This is a genomic window from Dietzia sp. JS16-p6b (genome assembly GCF_003052165.1).
Lineage (GTDB): Bacteria > Actinomycetota > Actinomycetes > Mycobacteriales > Mycobacteriaceae > Dietzia.
This window is the reverse complement of record NZ_CP024869.1, coordinates 3,365,439-3,383,280: the sequence shown is the minus strand read 5'-3', so window position 1 is coordinate 3,383,280 and position 17,842 is coordinate 3,365,439. Positions and strand designations below refer to the sequence as shown.

The 17,842-nt window shown below is 69.1% G+C and carries 18 protein-coding genes; 10 read left to right on the top strand and 8 right to left on the bottom strand.

The features are described 5' to 3' along the window. Position 1 precedes the first annotated feature (1 nt). Positions 2 to 1,561, bottom strand: a complete 1,560-nt coding sequence (locus CT688_RS15640) for a DEAD/DEAH box helicase (protein WP_107757640.1) — start codon at positions 1,559 to 1,561, stop codon at positions 2 to 4. A gap of 232 nt (positions 1,562 to 1,793) precedes the next feature. Here CT688_RS15640 and CT688_RS15635 point away from each other — a divergent pair, with 232 nt between their 5' ends. Further along, positions 1,794 to 3,407 carry an adenylate/guanylate cyclase domain-containing protein gene (locus CT688_RS15635; protein ID WP_107757639.1) on the top strand — a complete coding sequence of 538 codons (1,614 nt, stop codon included), beginning with the start codon at positions 1,794 to 1,796 and terminating at the stop codon, positions 3,405 to 3,407. On the opposite strand, the gene CT688_RS15630 is transcribed toward CT688_RS15635, so the two are convergent. Next, positions 3,394 to 4,122 (bottom strand): DUF2993 domain-containing protein, encoded by a 729-nt coding sequence (locus CT688_RS15630; protein ID WP_107757638.1) that lies wholly within the window; start codon positions 4,120 to 4,122, stop codon positions 3,394 to 3,396. The genes CT688_RS15635 and CT688_RS15630 overlap by 14 nt on opposite strands. Positions 4,123 to 4,206: 84 nt before the next feature. Here CT688_RS15630 and CT688_RS15625 point away from each other — a divergent pair, with 84 nt between their 5' ends. The 3 genes from CT688_RS15625 to CT688_RS15615 all read left to right on the top strand — a co-directional run bounded on the left by CT688_RS15625 (position 4,207) and on the right by CT688_RS15615 (position 6,292). Continuing rightward, the gene (locus CT688_RS15625) at positions 4,207 to 4,767 is read left to right on the top strand and encodes a type 1 glutamine amidotransferase domain-containing protein (protein WP_107757637.1); all 561 of its coding nucleotides are present in this window, start codon (positions 4,207 to 4,209) and stop codon (positions 4,765 to 4,767) included. Positions 4,768 to 4,811: 44 nt separating this feature from the next. Further along, positions 4,812 to 5,801 (top strand): glycosyltransferase, encoded by a 990-nt coding sequence (locus tag CT688_RS15620; protein WP_107757636.1) that lies wholly within the window; start codon positions 4,812 to 4,814, stop codon positions 5,799 to 5,801. A gap of 212 nt (positions 5,802 to 6,013) precedes the next feature. After that, positions 6,014 to 6,292, top strand: a complete 279-nt coding sequence (locus tag CT688_RS15615) for a WhiB family transcriptional regulator (protein ID WP_107757635.1) — start codon at positions 6,014 to 6,016, stop codon at positions 6,290 to 6,292. A gap of 87 nt (positions 6,293 to 6,379) precedes the next feature. On the opposite strand, the gene CT688_RS15610 is transcribed toward CT688_RS15615, so the two are convergent. Further along, positions 6,380 to 6,850 (bottom strand): hypothetical protein, encoded by a 471-nt coding sequence (locus tag CT688_RS15610; protein WP_231750395.1) that lies wholly within the window; start codon positions 6,848 to 6,850, stop codon positions 6,380 to 6,382. A 2-nt stretch (positions 6,851 to 6,852) separates the two neighbouring features. Then, the gene (locus CT688_RS15605) at positions 6,853 to 8,091 is read right to left on the bottom strand and encodes a fatty acid desaturase (protein ID WP_107757634.1); all 1,239 of its coding nucleotides are present in this window, start codon (positions 8,089 to 8,091) and stop codon (positions 6,853 to 6,855) included. A gap of 95 nt (positions 8,092 to 8,186) precedes the next feature. Between CT688_RS15605 and CT688_RS15600 the strand changes: the two genes are divergently transcribed. From CT688_RS15600 to CT688_RS15580, 5 genes are all read left to right on the top strand, one after another. Then, positions 8,187 to 8,921, top strand: coding sequence for an amino acid ABC transporter ATP-binding protein (locus CT688_RS15600; RefSeq protein ID WP_107757633.1), 735 nt, complete (start codon positions 8,187 to 8,189; stop codon positions 8,919 to 8,921). Positions 8,922 to 9,010: 89 nt separating this feature from the next. Beyond that, complete coding sequence (locus CT688_RS15595; RefSeq protein WP_107757632.1) at positions 9,011 to 9,826, top strand: glutamate ABC transporter substrate-binding protein; 816 nt, start codon at positions 9,011 to 9,013, stop codon at positions 9,824 to 9,826. Between the two features lie 78 nt (positions 9,827 to 9,904). Beyond that, positions 9,905 to 10,567, top strand: a complete 663-nt coding sequence (locus CT688_RS15590) for an amino acid ABC transporter permease (protein ID WP_017837355.1) — start codon at positions 9,905 to 9,907, stop codon at positions 10,565 to 10,567. Then, positions 10,564 to 11,394, top strand: a complete 831-nt coding sequence (locus tag CT688_RS15585) for an amino acid ABC transporter permease (RefSeq protein WP_107757631.1) — start codon at positions 10,564 to 10,566, stop codon at positions 11,392 to 11,394. Before CT688_RS15590 ends, CT688_RS15585 begins: the two co-directional genes overlap by 4 nt. A gap of 308 nt (positions 11,395 to 11,702) precedes the next feature. Further along, the gene (locus CT688_RS15580) at positions 11,703 to 13,016 is read left to right on the top strand and encodes an ISL3 family transposase (RefSeq protein WP_107755580.1); all 1,314 of its coding nucleotides are present in this window, start codon (positions 11,703 to 11,705) and stop codon (positions 13,014 to 13,016) included. A gap of 119 nt (positions 13,017 to 13,135) precedes the next feature. On the opposite strand, the gene CT688_RS15575 is transcribed toward CT688_RS15580, so the two are convergent. The 3 genes from CT688_RS15575 to CT688_RS15565 form a co-directional block, all read right to left on the bottom strand. After that, on the bottom strand, positions 13,136 to 13,912 hold the full coding sequence (locus tag CT688_RS15575) for an SDR family NAD(P)-dependent oxidoreductase (RefSeq protein WP_107757630.1): 777 nt from the start codon (positions 13,910 to 13,912) through the stop codon (positions 13,136 to 13,138). Positions 13,913 to 13,973: 61 nt separating this feature from the next. After that, positions 13,974 to 14,396, bottom strand: a complete 423-nt coding sequence (locus CT688_RS15570; protein WP_309234122.1) for a VOC family protein — start codon at positions 14,394 to 14,396, stop codon at positions 13,974 to 13,976. A 135-nt stretch (positions 14,397 to 14,531) separates the two neighbouring features. Next, entirely contained in the window at positions 14,532 to 15,113 is a 582-nt protein-coding gene (locus tag CT688_RS15565; RefSeq protein ID WP_107758262.1) for a maleylpyruvate isomerase N-terminal domain-containing protein, read from the bottom strand. Between the two features lie 108 nt (positions 15,114 to 15,221). Between CT688_RS15565 and htpG the strand changes: the two genes are divergently transcribed. Next, the gene (gene htpG, locus CT688_RS15560) at positions 15,222 to 17,231 is read left to right on the top strand and encodes a molecular chaperone HtpG (RefSeq protein ID WP_107757628.1); all 2,010 of its coding nucleotides are present in this window, start codon (positions 15,222 to 15,224) and stop codon (positions 17,229 to 17,231) included. Positions 17,232 to 17,238: 7 nt separating this feature from the next. Here htpG and CT688_RS15555 read toward each other — a convergent pair whose 3' ends face one another. Further along, a complete protein-coding gene (locus CT688_RS15555; protein ID WP_231750394.1) occupies positions 17,239 to 17,823 on the bottom strand; it encodes a hypothetical protein in 585 nt (194 codons plus the stop codon). Positions 17,824 to 17,842 lie beyond the last annotated feature (19 nt).

Genomic DNA, 17,842 nt, shown 5'->3' with positions numbered 1-17,842 from the left:
CTCAGCCGGCGGGGCGGCTGGCCCTCCGGCGCTCGCCGCCCCGCGGCTGCCCCGCACTCTGGGCGATCGTGTGGGTGGCGGCCGAACGCTGGCCTCCGGAACCCTGCGCCGATCCCTGACGCCCCGAACCCTGACGCGCCGAACCGTGGCCACCGGAAGAACCCTGGGTTCCGGCGCTCTGGGGGCGACGGGGGCGGCGACGGGGCCCCTCCGACCCGGACGACGCCTGCCCGTGGCCACCGCGTCCGCCGCCGTCCCGCTCCCGGCCCTGGCGGCTCTGGCCCTGCCCGCTCTGGGCGCGGCCCTGACGCTGTCGGTTGTGGCTCTGGCGGCCCTGGCCCTGACTCGGGCGGCCCGCGGGCGCGTCGTCCCCGGGCACGTGGGCGGGGGGCTCGGGGGCCTCGGCCAGTGCGGTAGCGGCGTTCGCACCCACGGGGAGCACGATCTCACCCGCGGTCACCCCGGCCGACCGCAGGAGCGAGCGCACCTCGCGGACCTGGTCGGAGGTGGCCACGGTGACGACGGTGCCGACGGCACCTGCACGCGCGGTCCGACCCGAGCGGTGCACGTACGCCTTGTGCTCGGCGGGCGGATCGGCATGGACGACCAGTCCCACGTCGTCGACGTGGATACCGCGGGCCGCGATGTCGGTGGCCACGAGCACGCTCGCCCGGCCCGAGGAGAACGCGTCGAGGTTGCGCACCCGCGCGTTCTGCGACAGGTTGCCGTGCAGGTCGACGCTGGTCACGCCGCGGCCGGAGAGTTGCTTGGCCAGTCGCTTGGCGCCGTGCTTGGTGCGGGTGAACATGACGGTGCGCTCGTTCACCCCGGCCAGATCCGCCAGTGCGCGGACGCGGTCGTCCGGGTCCACGTGGACGACGTGGTGGGCGGTCGCGCCGGGGGTGGCGGAGCCGTCGTCGACCTCGTGGACGACCGGGTTGTCGAGGAACTTGCGGACGAGCTTGTCCACACCCTGGTCCAGGGTCGCGGAGAAGAGAAGCCGCTGCGCACCCGCGGGCGTGGCCGCCAGGATCCGGGTCACTCCCGGGAGGAAGCCCAGGTCGGCCATGTGGTCGGCCTCGTCGAGGACACTCACCTCGACCGAATCCATGCGGCAGTGCCTCTGCCCCATGAGGTCCTCGAGCCGACCCGGGCAGGCCACCACGATGTCGACCCCCTGGTCGAGCGCGCTGACCTGGCGCCCCTGCGATACGCCGCCGAAGATCACGGTGGTCTTGAGGCCCATCGCCTTGGCCAGTGGCGCGAGCGTCTCGTCGATCTGGCGAGCGAGCTCGCGGGTGGGGGCGAGGATCAGCCCACGCGGGGCGTTGCGCTTCCGGCGACCGCCGGCGGTCGCGGACGCGGCGAGGCGGGTGACCAGGGGGAGGCAGAACGCATAGGTCTTGCCGGAGCCGGTGCGGCCCCGGCCCAGGACGTCGCGTCCGGCCATCGCGTCGGGCAACGTGGCCGACTGGATGGGGGTGGGGGTGACGATGTCGACGCCCGCGAGGACGTCGAGCAGGGAGGAAGGAACGCCGAGATCGGCGAAGGAACGTGACAAGGGAGGAATCTCCGTAGGTAGATGGGGCGTCTTGCCCGGCGCGCTCCTGGGCTACCCCGTCGCAGGTGAGCGACGTGCCCGGTGCGCGACCACGGGAGGTCGACATCCGACGCGGCCCGAGGCAAGAGTGGTGCGGGCCGACCGCTCCACCCTACGCTCCACGGGGCGCCCCGCGACAGTTCCCCGGGCCTGATGTGACGAGGTCGTCTATTCCGGGCCCGCAGATGGCACGATGTGGACCGTGCGACTCGACCTGTCCCTGCTGCGACGCCCGGAACTGGGCTCGGTGCTGCTCGGGCGGGAGACGGAGTCCGCGCGGATGCGGACCCTACGGGTCCGGATCCTGTTGGTTCTGACCCTGCTGGCGTCCAACCTCGTGGGGGTGGCCGTCGCGGCGGTGTTGATCCTCTTCGTCCTGCCGGGCCCCACCCTGTTGTCCCGGGAGTTCCTGGTTCCCAACGTCATCGTGGTACCCGGGTACGTGTCCCTGGCGACCGTGGTCGGGACGGTCTGGGTCCGCGGGGTGGTCTACCGCCGGGTCCGGTGGTTCCTCGACGGCCGCGAGCCCACGGATCGGGAGCGCGTGCGGGCGCTCCGCCTGCCCACCCGTATGACCCTCATCCAGGCCTTCCTCTGGTTGCTCGGCGCAGCCGTGGTGACGCCGGCGTTCGGGGTGATCGACCCGGCGACCATCCCGACCGTCGGGTTCACCATCGTCTTCTCCGGACTCGTGGTCTGTGGTGTGGCGTTTCTCTTCGCCGACTTCGGTCTCCGTCCGGTGGCCGCGGTCGCGCTCGCCAGCGGTCCGGCCCCCCGCGCACGGTTCCTCGGTGCGATGACCCGCCTCCGGGTGTCCTGGGCGGTCGGTAGTGGGGTGCCGATCTCCGGACTCATCATCGTGGCGATCTACACGTTGGCGGGCCGCGCCCTGACACTGGAACGCCTCGCCGTCATCGCGATCGTTCTCGGGGCCACGTCGTTGCTCGCCGGATTCCTGCTCGTCTCCCTCGCCACCGGATCGGTGCTCGGTCCGCTTCGGAGCGTCCGCTGGGCGATGGAGGACGTCGCGGACGGGAAGCTCGACCGGAGGGTGGTGGTCTACGACGGAACGGAACTCGGTGAGCTCCAGCGTGGGTTCAACCGCATGGCCGCCGGGCTTCAGGAACGCGAACGGCTCCGGGACCTGTTCGGTCGCCACGTGGGTCGTGACGTCGCGGAGGCCGCCGAGGAACGCGATCCCGAACTGGGCGGGAGCGCCTCCGAAGTCGGCGTCGTCTTTGTCGACATCATCGGTTCCACCGAGATGGCGGTGCGGTCGGAGGCGACGGAGGTCGTCGACGTGCTCAACAGGTTCTTCCGGGTGGTCGTTGAGACGGTAGAGGAGTACAACGGCGTCGTCGACAGCTTCCTCGGCGACGCCGCACTCGTCGTGTTCGGCGCGCCCCGGTCGATGGACGACCCGGCGTCCGCCGCACTGGCCTGCGCCCGTGTGCTCGGCGAGCGGCTGCCCGACCGGGTACCGGGATGCCAGGCCGGGATCGGTGCCTCCTACGGGGGCGTGGTCGCCGGGTACGTCGGCGCCGACGACCGTTTCGAGTACACGGTCATCGGAGACGCGGTCAACGAGGCGTCGCGGCTGTGCGAACTGGCGAAGACGCAGTCCGGACTCGTCCTGGCCTCCGGTGCCGCGGTCGATTCGGCCGGGGCCGCCGAGGCCGAGCGGTGGAATCGGGTGGGATCGGAGGTGGTCCGGGGTCGGACGGAACCCACGGAACTGTGCGTCCCGGCGGTCTCCGGGACCCGGCGTCGTCCGGCGGACCACGGCGGTGCCGCTACCTCAGCGTGACGTCCGTGCCGACGAGGGCGACCTCGAGTCCGTCGGGCACCACTCGCGCCCCGTGGATCGACACCCCCTCGGGGAGTGAGGCGACCGTCGTGTCGACGGTGCCGGTGATCCCGGAGAACACCCCGTCCGGCAGGGGCAGGCCGAGCACCCCGGTCTCCTCCGGGGTCAGGGTGAGCCGTCCGCCCGAGACCCCGGGCGCCACGCCGATCTCGGCTATCCCACCGATGTCCGCGCGCAGCAGACCGGCCTGCGCGTCGGGGCGCACCGACCTGACCTCCGTCAGCCCCGCGACCGGGGAGTCGCCGGCGGGATTGCCCTCGGCCGCCGCCGCCGTGAGCTGGTCGCCGCTGAGCGTGGCGGTCCCGTCCGCCGACGCGGCGACGATGCTGCCGTCGGCCATGCTGACCGAATGCCCGGTCACGTCGATCCGGGGCGCGTCTCGGTCACCTGGAGAGGTCATCCGGACCGTGTCGACGGCCCGGCTGGTGGCAAGGTCCCAGAGGATCGGCGTGGGGCCGAAACCCACCGACACCGGGGCGCCGAGCCGAGCCGAGGCCTCGCGTTCCGCCCGGTCCGACAGGTACCAGCGGGCTCCGAACTCCGCCGCCACGGCCACCCCGAGGATCAGGAGCAGCAGGACGAGCAGGAAGCACCCGCATCCACCACGTCCGCGGTCACCTCGTCCTCGTCGGTCGATAGGGCCTCGTCGTCGCATTCACCACATCGTGCCGCACGGCCGAGCCGGGGGCCACCGGCGGTCCGGTTGCGGTCCCGGGGGGTGCGGCCCCACGATCGGAGAATGACCGAGACACAGGATGTGAACACTGACACCAGGACCGTCGTCTTCCTCGTGGCCGGCGAGGGGATCGAGCGGGTGGAGCTGACCGAACCATGGGGTGCCGTGACCGAGGCCGGCCACACGGCGCTCCTGGTGAGCACTTCCGACGGAGAGGTCGAACTCGTCGACCACCTCAGCCCGGCCGGCACCCAGGCCGTCGACCGCACGACCGCCGACGTCACCGCCGCCGATGCCGACGTGCTGGTCCTACCCGGCGGCGTCGCCAATCCCGACGCCCTCCGTCGCGACCAGCACGCCGTGACCCTCGTCCGCGAGATGGTCGAAGCGGGCAAGCCGGTTCTCGCCATCTGCCACGCACCCTGGGTGCTGATCGAGGCGGACGTCGTCCGGGGCCGCCGGGTGACCTCCTACCCCAGTCTGCGCACGGATCTGGTCAACGCCGGCGCCGAGTGGGTCGACGAGGAGCTGGTCAGTTCGGACGGCGTGTTCACGAGCCGCAACCCCGACGATCTCCCCGCTTTCTGCGACGCCCTCCTCGGGGCGATCCGCGGAGCGGACTAGGGCGACGGGGCCGGCCGGGACACGCGTCGAGTGGGGGTGAGCGGATGATCGGCATCTACGTCCACAACGAGGGGCGTGGTCACCTCCACCGCGTGCTCCCCGTGATGGGCGCACTACGGGAGCGCGGTCTCGACGTGACGATGCTGATCGCGGGGCGGTTCGACGACTCGCTCCTCCCGCCGGGGACGCGGGTCGTCCATCTCTCCGCCGAACCCGGCGACCTCCAGGCCCCGGAGGAGATCCCCCTGGAGGCGCGTCGCGAGGCCGTCGCGTGGATCGATCGCGCGCGGCCTCGCGCCTTCTGGGTCGATTCCTCGCCGGCCATGTCACTCGCGGCGCACATGACCGGCATCCCGATGGTCAGCACCCTCCCGCCCGGGGTGCGGGAGGACGAACCCCACCTGCTCAGTTTCCGGGCTGCCGAGCGCCTGATCGGGGCGTGGCCTCCGGGCGTGCACCAGGCCACTCTGCGGAGGATCGACAGCCCCGTGGAGGAGATCGGTGGGGTGTCCCGGTTCGAGCGACGGGACCCCGAACCACGTGATCACCTGAACCGGCCACGGGTGGTCCACCTGAACGGCTCCGGCACCGGAGGCGACCACCGGTTCTGGCGGGCCGTGAGAATGACCGCACGCGATCTCGGGGTCGCCGACTGGCTGGAGATCGGCGGACCGGACGGATCGTGGCTCGAGGACCCGTGGCCGGAGCTGTGCTCGGCGGACGTGGTGGTGACCGGGGCGGGGCAGGCATCGGTGGCGGACGCGGCCTGCGCCGATGTCCCGCTCGTCGTGGTCCCGGGCCGCCGACCGTACGGTGAGCAGGACGCGACGGCCGAGGCCCTCCACGGGATCCCCGGGGCCGCCGTGATGAGGTACGGCGACGGCCCGACGGCTGTCGCCCACGCCGTCACCGCCCAGGTCGATCGCTCCCGGGACGGCGCGTCGACGGGGATCAGATCGTGGTGGGGTGTCGACGGGGCGGCCGCCCGCGCCGCCGAGGTCATCAGGGCCGCCACGAGAGGGCTCGTGGGGTGACAGATCCTGGGCTCAGTTTTATTGCCTAACTTTAACCTCAGGAAGAATCGACTGATCGTCCCAGCATCACAGGCATTTCGAGGCGGTTAGGAAAGCCTTGGTTGGGCTTCGTGCGTTTGACGTGTTTCTGTCAACTGAGAATATGAGGTCATCGCATTCTGAACCTTCAGGGCTCATGGCAGGGCACTTCAGTCTCGCGAGGAGGAGACGCCATGCCCAGATACAGGAACCTGCAACCAACCGCAGAATTCTGGTCGTGGCGCGACTCCGCCGCGTGTATCGATCTGGAAGACCTGTTCTACAGCGCGGACGACGAATCCAAGGGGCAGCGCCGACGTAAGGAGGACAAGGCGAAGGCGGTATGTCAGGGATGCCCCGTGTTCGACGCGTGTCGTCAATTCGCCATGGATTCGAAGGAACTGTACGGCGTCTGGGGTGGGACGACCGAGTCCGAACGTCACGCCCTGGCCGGTCGGCACCGCACCGGCTGACGGCACTCGGTCACTGACAGTCCTCGATCCCCGTCCAGTTCTCGACCGCTGTCAAGCCCCGACCCCGTAGGCGGCGCGACGATGCGCCTACGGGGTCGGCTCGTGGCCGTCGCGCCCGGCTGACCGGTTCCGTTCCTTCATCTCGGCCTCGTGCACGTGCTGCCGGCCACCGGTCACCTCGTCGACCACCGCCCGGCTGACCCGGCGGGCCGTCGTCCAGAAGCCGTCGTCGAACTCCTCGACCATCTGGAACGTCCATCGTCCGTGGAGGACGTTCACCCCCACCATCTCAGACCGGATCGTCTCGGCGAGCTGGGTTCTGCCCACTGCTTCCAACTGGTCCGCGGCTTTCTGGTAGAGCAGGTCCGCCCGCCCGATCAGCTGGTGCATGTCGTACAGGCGCCCGCGGGCCCGCTCGATGTATTCGAGTGCCTCGCTCGCCGTGCCGGCGGCTTCCACCTCGGCGTCGGTCGCACCCGCCGGACGCCGGTGGGTCTCGTCGACGCTCGGCGTCCGGCGGGTGCTGCCGGCGCCCTCGCTCACCTGGTCGTCCGCCACCGTCAGGCCGTGCGGGTCAGACGCCGGAGCTGTTCCGGGTCGGTGTGGTGCTTCAGTGCGGTGACCAAGCCCGACCGAGCCCCTTGGGGGTCGGTGTAGGTACGCGGTTCACCCGCGAACATGCGCTCGGACCTGGTCTCCGGGGCATCGTCCGGGCCGGCCTTGAGGAACCGGTTCGGAAGCGAGAGCTTGGCGATCGTGCGCCATGACTGCCAGTACTGCTTGTACAGCGGGCCGGTGGTGTAGGGCAGGTCCCAGCGCCGACACACGTCCTGGACCTTCACCGAAAGCTCCTTGTACCGGTTGGACGGAATGGTCGGGAAGAGATGGTGCTCGATCTGGAACGACAGGTTGCCCGACATGAAGTGGGTGAGATCGCTCCCCGTGAAGTTCGCCGACCCGAGCATCTGTCGCAGATACCACTGGGCCTGCGTCTCCTCCTCGAGATCCTCGAGGGTGAACTTGTCGGCGCCGTCCGGGAAGTGCCCGCAGAAGATCACCGCGTTCGACCACAGGTTGCGGATGACGTTCGCGGTGGCGTTGGCCGCCATCGTCGATTTCCAGTTGGGCCCGGAGAGCAACGGGAACCATACGTAGTCCTTACCCACCTGGCGGCGGGCCTTGCGGAGGAACTGGCCGATGCGCCGCTTCTGCTCGGGCCACCCCGAGGAGTTGATCGTGCCGGGCGCGATCTCCAGGTGCTGCACCCCGACGCCCCACTGGAAAGTGAACGCGAGAATCGTGTTCCACACGATGTTGAGCGAGTACCCCGGATGCCAGGGCTGGTCGCGGGTCACGCGAACCACGCCATACCCCACGTCGTCGTCCATCCCCACGATGTTGGTGTACTTGTGGTGGTGGTAGTTGTGGGTGGCCTTCCAGTGCTCCGAGGTCCCCACGATGTCCCACTCCCACGTGGTGGAGTGAATCTCCGGGTCGTTCATCCAGTCCCACTGCCCGTGCATCACATTGTGGCCGAGCTCCATGTTCTCGATGATCTTGCCGGCGGCCAGCATGCCGGTGCCGAGCAGCCACGCGGGTCGATACCCGGAGAAGAGGAGCACCACACGGGCACCGGCCACGAGGCCGCGCTGGAGACGGATGGTGTCGTTCACGTACCGGCGGTCGGACTCGCCGAGCGAATCCACGACCTCCTGCCGGATCGCGTCGAGCTCTCGGCCGATTTCCTCGACGTCCTCGGCGGAGAGATGGGCGTATTCCTGCACGTCTGATATCGCCATACGCTGACGGTACGGAGGGGGGGCGGAGTTGTCGACCGCAATCCCGGATCGGCGAGTCGATACTCGATAAACCCTCAGGCGCTTATGATCTCCGCATGGCACTCGTCGAGATCTCTGGCGTCAACAAGCACTTCGGTGACTTCCAGGCGCTCAAGGACATCACCATGTCCATCGAACAGGGCGAGGTCATCGTCGTCATCGGGCCCTCGGGTTCCGGAAAGTCGACCCTCTGCCGCGCGATCAACAGGCTCGAGACCTTCGAATCGGGCTCCATCACGATCGACGGCAAGGAACTGCCCCAGGAGGGCAAGGCGCTCGCCAGGCTCCGCGCGGACGTCGGCATGGTGTTCCAGTCGTTCAACCTGTTCGCCCACAAGACGATCCTCGAGAACGTCACCCTCGGACCCATCAAGGTGCGCAAGCAGACCAAGGCCGCCGCCGAGAAGCGGGCGATGGAACTGCTCGACCGCGTCGGTGTGGGCCACCAGGCGGCCAAGTATCCGGCGCAGTTGTCCGGCGGTCAGCAGCAACGCGTGGCGATCGCCCGGTCCCTGGCGATGGACCCCAAGGTGATGCTCTTCGACGAGCCGACCTCCGCCCTGGATCCGGAGATGATCAACGAGGTCCTCGACGTGATGACGGGCCTGGCCAAGTCCGGCATGACGATGGTCGTGGTCACCCACGAGATGGGATTCGCCCGGAAGGCGGCCGACCGCGTCATCTTCATGGCCGACGGCGAGCTGGTCGAACAGGCGACCCCTGAAGAGTTCTTCACCAACCCGCAGAGCGGTCGCGCGAAGGACTTCCTGTCCAAGATCCTGACCAACTGAGTCGGTCTGCAGCGGCGTTCTCACCCCCGCCCGCCCGATCCGACACCGATTCCCACTATCCCTACCCACCCATTTCACGAGGAGAACCCATGAACTTCCGACGGATCGGATCGGCCGCCGCGGCGGTCACCCTGGCCCTCGGCCTCGCCGCGTGCGGGAACGACGACGGCGGCGAGAACCAGCTCCGGATCGGCATCAAATTCGATCAGCCGGGCCTCGGTCTCAAGGAGGGCAACGACTACACCGGGCTCGACGTCGACGTGGCCACGTACATCGCCGAGAAGCTCGGCACCCCCGCCGAGGACATCGAGTGGGTCCAGGCGCCGAGCGCGCAGCGCGAGACCCTCCTCGAGACCGGCCAGGTGGACATGATCGTCGCCACCTACTCGATCACCGACTCCAGGAAGGAGAAGGTCGACTTCGCCGGGCCGTACTTCATCGCCGGCCAGGATCTGCTGGTCCGCGCGGATGACGACAGCATCACGGGCCCGGCCTCCCTCGAGGGCAAGCGCCTGTGCTCGGTCTCCGGGTCCACCTCGGCCCAGAACGTCCAGGAAGAGGTCCCGGGGGTCAACCTCCAGGAGTTCGGCACCTACTCCGAATGTGTCTCGGCACTGGTGTCCAACGCGGTCGACGCCCTGACCACGGACGACACGATCCTCGCGGGGTACGCCGCGCAGGACCAGTACCAGGGCCAGCTCAAGGTCGTCGGCGCCCCGTTCTCCGAGGAGCTCTACGGGATCGGCATCCGGAAGGGCGACACCGAGAAGTGCGAGCAGATCAACGAGGCCATCCGCGAGATGATCGCCGACGGCAGCTGGGAGGCCGCCGTCGAGGAGAACCTCGGCCCGGCCGGGTTCGTCCCGGGCGAGGGGAACCCGCCCAACCCGGACGCCTGCGCCTGATCTGACCACCCGGGTCCTCCGCGTCACAGTGGACAGTGGCGCGGAGGACCTCACACTCCTCATGAGGGAAGGTCGACCATGGGCGACATATTCGCCAACTACGACGTCTTCGGGGCGGTGTGGGTCACCATCCAGCTCTCGCTGCTCGGGACGGCGGGCGCGCTGGTGCTGGGGACGATCGTCGCGATCCTGCGGGTCTCCCCGGTGGCCGTCCTCCGGGGGCTCGGCACCTCCTACGTCAACATCTTCCGCAACCTGCCGTTGACCCTGCTGATGGTCTTCAGCATCCTCGGCCTGTCCTTCATCCTCCAGCTGTCCGTCTCGGACAACTTCGCCCGCAACGCCTTCTGGTGGGCCGCGATCATGCTCGCGGTCTACCACGCGGCGTACGTCTGCGAGGCGCTGCGCTCCGGCGTCAACACGGTCCCGGTGGGGCAGGCCGAGGCGGCCCGGTCGATCGGGCTGGGGTTCGGGCAGTCGCTGCGCGAGGTGATCCTCCCGCAGGCCTTCCGGGGCTCCATCGCCCCCCTCGGCTCGGTCATCATCGCGCTCATCAAGAACTCGACGGTCGCCGCGGTCATCGGCGTAGGTGACTCCGCCGGGCTGCTGCAGGTGATCACCGAGAACGAGGGTGCCAGCCTGCCGACGTTCTTCTTCTTCGCCATGGTGTTCGTGGTGCTCACCCTCCCGATCGGGCTCTGGACCACCTCCCTCTCACGGAAGCTGGCGGTGAAGCGATGAGTACCCAGGCCGTTCTGTTCGACGCCCCGGGACCCAAGGCCCGACTCCGCCACAAGATCTTCACGGTGGTCGGTGCCCTGATCGCCGTCGGGATCGCCTATGTGGTCTACGTCCAGTTCGAGGCCGCCGGCCAGCTGCAGGCGTTCATGTGGGAGCCCTTCGTCACCGACCCGCAGGTGTGGACCTCCTACCTGATCCCCGGTCTCAAGGGCACGTTCACGGCGGCAGCCATTTCCGTCGTGCTCGCGGTGATCTTCGGTTTGCTCTTCGGTATGGGTCGACTCTCGCCGTTCGCGCCGCTGCGGTGGTTCTGCGGCGTGATCGTGGAGTTCTTCCGCTCGGTCCCGGTGTTGCTGATGATGGTGTTCGCCTATTTCGGATACTTCGCGACCTCGAACCTCGTGCCCAACCAGCACGCGCCGCTGGCCGCGGTGGTCACCGCCCTGACCCTCTACAACGGCGCGGTCATCGCGGAACTCGTCCGCTCCGGAGTCCACGGACTGCCCAAGGGCCAGACCGAGGCCGGGCTCGCCGTGGGCCTCACGCCGGGGCAGGTGCTCCGCTCGATCCAGCTCCCGCAGGCTCTCACGGCCATGCTCCCGGCGCTCGTCGGCCAACTCGTCGTCGTCCTCAAGGATTCCGCCCTCGGCTACGGCATCACCTACCTGGAGTTGCTCAACTGGTCCAAGACCCTCGGGTCCGCCTACGCCAACACCGTTCCCGCGTACATCGTGGCGGGCATCCTCTTCGTGGTCATCAACTACTCGCTCACCAAGTTCGCCGTCTACCTCGAAGGTCGGCTGAAGAAGCGCCGCGCCAAGACCTGACCGCCGCCGGGCGGGCATCTGCTCCCGCGCCTGTACGCCTGCGGGGCAGACGCCCGTCTGGATGAACACCGGCCTGCGCGGTTGCGCACGCGAGAGTTCAGGGACACGGGCGGCTGCGGTCGGCGGATGCGAACAGTGAGGGACGGGCGCGGCGTGGCCGTACGACGGGCCCTGGATACGGGCTCTTCCGGATCCGGAGTGCGTAGCGGGGATGCTGCGGTGATGCGGTGAGGCACAAGATGTAGGGGTCCTGGGGCGTGTGAAGATGCAAGTTCCTACACCAGCACTTCGCATCCCCAGGACCCGCTTTGAACGCTACCGCCAGCCTGCTCGCCGACACCATCTGCCGCACCGTCGAGCTCGGGGTGACCATCACCGACGCCGCTGTGGCTGACGAGCTCACGCACCTGTTCTGCGCCCCGGTCACACTCGACCCGATCTGCGCCGAGTGCGGGATGGCGGGCCGTTTGCGGGACCACGTCCAGCGGAAGGTCACGGATCTACCGATCGTCGGGCATCCCACCAGACTGCACGTGCGGGTACCGCGCTTCACCTGCGACAACACCGAGTGCGCTACGAGGATCTTCCAGCAGCGGATGCCGGCGTTGGCCGAGCCGCGGGCCAAGACCACCCGCCGCTGCAGCCGCTGGATCCTGCAGCGTCTGGCGATCGACCGCACCAGCGTGTCCGCCGTGGCCAAGGCCCTCGGGCTGGGGTGGGACCTGGTCAATGACCTGGCGGTCTCGGAGGTTCGCACGATGGTCTACGAGCAGCCCGGACACTTCGACGGAGTCCGCGTTCTCGGTGTCGATGAGCACAAATGGAAGCACGTGCGCGGCGACGGCAGCAGTGCGTTCGTCACCGTCCTGGTCGACCTGACCCCGGTCGTGGACGGCACCGGCCCGTCTCGCCTGTTGGACATGGTCCCGGGCCGTTCGGCGAAGGTCCTCACCGAGTGGCTGGACGCCCGTGACCAGGTGTTTCGAGACCGGGTCAAGGTTGTCACGATGGACGGGTTCGCCGGCTACCACACCGCCGCCGCCAGCGCGGTGCCCGCTGCCCGGACGGTGATGGACCCGTTCCACGTCGTGCACCTGGCCGCCGACAAGCTCACCGTGTGCCGCCAACGCATCCAGCAGGCCACCACCGGGCACCGGGGCCGCACGGGCGACCCGCTGTACGGCATCCGCCGCACCCTGCGAACCCGCGCTGAACTGCTGACCGACAAGCAGAAGATGCGCCTGTTCCAAGCGTTCACCGCCCATGACGCGCACGCGGCGGTGGAGGTCACCTACGGCGTCTACCAGCGACTCATCACTGCTTACGAAGCCTCGGGCAAGCGGGAGGGCAAGATCGCTATGTACAAGCTCCTCAAGTCGATCCGGGCCGGTGTACCCGCCGAACTCCCCGAGCTCGCGCAGCTCGGCCGTTCGCTGTGGAAGCGGCATCGGGAGATCCTGGCCTACTTCGACGTGGGCGCTTCCAACGGCCCCGTCGAAGCCATCAACGGACGCCTCGAGCACCTCCGCGGAATCGCCCTGGGCTTCCGGAACCTCAAGCACTACATCTTGCGGTCACTGATCCACTCCGGACAGCTTCAGGACCGGATCAATGCACTCTAAAACCGGAAGGGCCTGGATACGCGAGGGGCCCCGCCGGAAATCGATTCCGGCGGGGCCGTCGTGTACCCGAGGCGACCTGGTGTCAGCTCACGTCGGTGTCAGCTCACGTCGGTGTCAGCTCACTTCGGTGGCATCCGGACGCCACCGTCGACGCGCACGGTCTGCGCGTTCATGTAGGGGTTCGTGAGCAGCTCCATGACCATCGACGCCAGTTCGTCGCCCGAGCCGAGACGCTTGGGGAACAGCACGCTCTCACCGAGCTTGGCCTTGAACGCCTCGGAGTCGGGGCCCTCGCCGTAGATCGGCGTGTCGATGAGGCCGGGGGCGACGGTGTTGAGGCGGATGCCGGCGGCCGACAGATCACGAGCGACGGGGAGGGTCAGCCCCACGATTCCGCCCTTGGAGGCGGAATACGCGGCCTGGCCGATCTGGCCGTCGAAGGCGGCGACGGAGGCCATGTTGACGATCGCGCCCTTCTGGCCGTCCTCGTCGGCCTCGCCGCGGGACATCGCCGTGGCGGCCAGTCGCAGCATGTCGAAGGAGCCGATGAGGTTGATGTCGATGACCTTGCGGAACGAGTCGAGGTCGAAGGCCGAGGCGAACTCTCCGTCGCGGCCGATCGTGCGCTGCGCCCACCCGATGCCGGCCGAGTTGACCAGGTACCGCAGCGGGCCCAGTTCGAGAGCGGCCTCGACGGCCTTGACGTTGTCCTCGGTCTTGGTCACGTCGACAGCCACGAACGTGCCGCCGACGTCGTTCGCCAGCGCCTCGCCCTTCTCGGCGTTGAGGTCGGCGACGACCACCTTGGCCCCCTGCGCGGCGAGCTGACGGACGACGGCGGCGCCGATTCCCGATGCGCCACCGGTGACGATTGCACTTGCTCCGGAGATATCCATGTCAGAACCGTAACAAGCCGACGTGACCGACATCGCGGTCACGGGTCGTTCGGTCGGTGATTCAGCCGGCCGAGCCCTCGACCACCACGTCCCAGCGGATGCCGAACCGATCGTGGACCTGCCCGTAGAGGTCCCCCCACGGGGCGACCTCGAACGGCATCGCCATCTCGCCCCCGCTGCTGGTGACCTTGTCCAGGAACGCTCGGGCCTCGCCCTCGGTGTCGAAACCCAGGAGGAACGAGTAGACGTCGTTCCGCGGCTGCGGGAGGTTCTCTCCCATGGAGTCTCCGCCGGTCAGGCTGATACCGGGGGCCTCGAGGGTCGCGTGCGCCACCGACCCGTGCGGCGGGTCGAACGGGAAGTCCTCCGTCGACGGGAACTGGTCGTAGGTCATCACGTCGAGCTTCCCGCCGAAGAGCCCCTGGTAGTACGGGAACGCCTCGGACGCGTTACCCGGGAAGGAGATGTAGGGGATACAGGTCATGGCCATGATCGGAGCCTCTCGTCACGGGCGACCGCGTGCCGGTGCGACCCGGTATCCGCAACGCTAGACCCGGTGGCGGCGCCGGTCACGTGAAATCTCGTCGCCGTCGCCGTCGCCCTCGCCGTCGCCGCGAGGTCAGGCCGACGCGGGGTCGCGGCCGGCCAGCGCGAGGAGCCGGGCACGCGAGTCCGCCCCGAGCGACACGGGTCTCGCCTCGGCCAGCACGTCGAACGACCGCATCAACTCCACCACGCTCCGGGCGTGGCCGAGGGTCCAGGCGGCCAGCTCCTCCGCCTCCTCGGAACCCCAGGTCCGGGGCTCGAGGTCGTGCGCGTGGATCAGCAACTCGAACACCCGCAGTGCGAGCAGGTCGCGAACCGGGATCTCTGCCAGCCGGTGCGGGACGGTCGCCTCCGCGTCCCGGGCCCGCGCGAGTTCCTTCCTGAGGCCGGCGGACGTGCGGTGCAGCGCGGGGACCGGCGTCTCGCCGGCGTGGTCGGCGGTGCGGGTCCACGCGATCTCCGATTCCGGCAGTCGCGGGAAGTAGGCGGCGTAGCGCAACCCGCCGCCCAGGACGTGGTTGGCGCAGTCGCGGCGGCTCCATCCCGGGCACGCGTCGCAGTCGCCGTCGAGACCCGCCGCGAGCGCGCGGCCGAACAGGGTGGTGGCCCGGTCGAGGACCGACAGGTCCTCCGGGCTCAACGGGGTCGGGGTCACGGTCACCTCATCTGCAGGAATGTCTGGGCCTCACACTAGGTTGACTGGGACGGCGTGACCAGATCGCGCCAGCCCTTGAGCCGTGACGAGAAAGGACCGATACCCGCCATGAGCGCGCAGACCTCCGGTGCAGCAGAGACCCGGGAGTTCCAGGCCGAGACCCGGCAACTGCTGGATCTGATGATCCACTCGATCTACTCCAACCCGGACACCTTCCTCCGAGAGGTCATCTCCAACTCCTCGGACGCGTTGGACAAGGTGAGGCTGGCCGCGATTCAGGACTCCTCGTTGGGCGTCGACACCTCGGACCTGCACATCGAGTTGATCCCCGATGAGCAGGCCCGCACCCTGACGATCCGCGACAACGGCATCGGGATGTCCCGCGACGAGGTGGTGGATCTCATCGGCACGCTCGCGAAATCGGGTACCGGCCAGATGCGGGAGGCCCTCGCGGCGGCGCGCGCGGCGCAGGAGTCGGGCGAGGCCAGCGAGCAGGTGACCGCCGATCTCATCGGCCAGTTCGGTATCGGGTTCTACTCCACCTTCATGGTCGCCGATGAGGTCACGTTGGTCACCCGCAAGGCCGGCGAGACCACCGGCACGCGCTGGACCTCGGGAGGCGAGGGGACGTACACGATCGAGGAGGCCCCCGACGCCCCCCAGGGCACCTCGGTGGTCCTCCGGCTCAAGCCGACCGGCGGGGACGCGGCGCTGCCCGACTATGCCGCGGAGTCCACGCTGCGCCGGGTCGTGCGCACCTACTCGGACTTCATCGCCTGGCCGATCCGCATGGAGGTGCAGCGCCCCGCACCGGAACCGACGGGGGACGACGACGAGGGGAACGACCCCGCCGCGGAGAGCACGATCACCGAGACCGTGACGCTCAACTCCCAGAAGGCGCTGTGGACGCGGCCCCGCTCCGAGGTGACCGACGAGGAGTACGCGGAGTTCTACCGTCACGTCTCCCACGCCTGGGACGAGCCGCTGGAGACCATCACCCTCAAGGCGGAGGGGACGTTCGAGTACCAGGCTCTGCTCTTCCTGCCCACCCAGGTCCCGTTCGACCTGTTCTCGCCGGACGCCAAGCGCGGGGTTCAGCTCTACGTCCGCAGAGTCTTCATCATGGACGACTGCGAGGAGCTGGTGCCTCCCTTCCTGCGCTTCGTCAAGGGAATCGTCGACGCCCAGGACCTCTCTCTCAACGTCTCGCGCGAGATCCTCCAACAGGACCGCCAGGTCCGTGCGATCCGCAAGCGACTGGTCAAGCGGGTGCTGCAGACCATCGAGCAGCTCAGGACCGAGCGTCCCGAGGAGTTCCGTTCGTTCTGGAAGAACTTCGGCGCGGTCCTGAAAGAAGGCTTGATCTCCGATGTCGACGCCCGCGAGCAACTACTCGCCGTGAGCACGTTCGCGTCCACTCGTCCGCGACCGGACGAGTCCGACGGGGGCACCGGGGGCGAGGACGAGGCGGGCACCACGATCGCCGAGTACATCTCCCGGATGGTCGATGGGCAGGAGGAGATCTACTACCTCACCGGCACGTCCCGCGCGGCGGTGGAGAACTCCCCGCACCTGGAGGCGTTCCGGGCGCGGGGTGTGGAGGTGTTGGTGCTCACCGACCCGGTCGACGAGGTGTGGGTCGACGCGGTCGGCGAGGTCGAGGGCAGGCGGCTGCGCTCGGTGGCCAAGGGCGACGTGGACCTGTCCGGTATCGGAGCCGAGGGTGAGGATACGAAGGACGAGGCGGATACCGCGGATTTCGCCGGGTTGCTCGACTGGCTGGGCGAGGAGCTGGCCGACGAGGTCAAGCAGGTGCGACTGTCGCATCGTCTGACCGAGTCCGCCGCGTGCATGGTCGGCGACGAGTTCGACATGACCCCGCAACTCGAGGCCATGTACCGGGCCTCGGGCATGGAGCTGCCCGCGAGCAAGAGGATTCTGGAGCTCAACCCGTCTCACCCCCTGGTCGAGCGGTTGCGGTCGCAACATTCCGAGGACCCGTCGGCCCCGGGACTCGCCCAGACGGCGCGCCTGCTCTCGGGTGCGGCCGTCCTGGCCGAGGGCGGGACGCTGTCGGACCCCGCCGCGTTCGCCAAGCTGCTGGTCGACCGGATCTGACGAGAGGTCAGTCGATCGGCGCCCCGCGGGTACCCGGGTCCGATCCCGCGGGGCGCCGGCCGCCACCCCAATAGCCGCACGTCGCACCGATCACGCCGCCCAGCGCGGTCTCCACCGGCGTGTGGTGATCGATCCGGACCCGGGCCCAGGCCACGGGAGGTAGCAGAACGAGCAGCCGCCAGTAGCGGGGCGAGAGTTCCCGGGCGAGCACCGCGACGACGCCGGCCAGGACAGCGGTGTGGAAGGAGACCTTGACCCGGGTGGTGGCGGCGCCCGCGACGCCCAGAGCCAGGAGGGCGGCCCGGGTCATGCGCCTCAACTCGGCGGGCGCCTCGCGGCGTCGTTGGGCCACCATCAGGGTCGCCACCGACCCGGCGATGCCGGCGATCACGAGCGGGCGCTCCTCCCGCCGGGTGACGTGGTGATCGGACAGGGCCTGTCGTCGGACCCTCCACGCGATGGCCGTCTGGGGCGCCAGGCCCAGTCCCGTCGCGGTCGCGAGGCCCCAGCCAGGAGATCCCACGCGGTGCCCGAGGTGGAGCGACCCGACCGTGAGCACCACCCAGGGGGCGAAGGCCTCGGTCAGGATCACGGCCGGGGTCGCCCTCCGA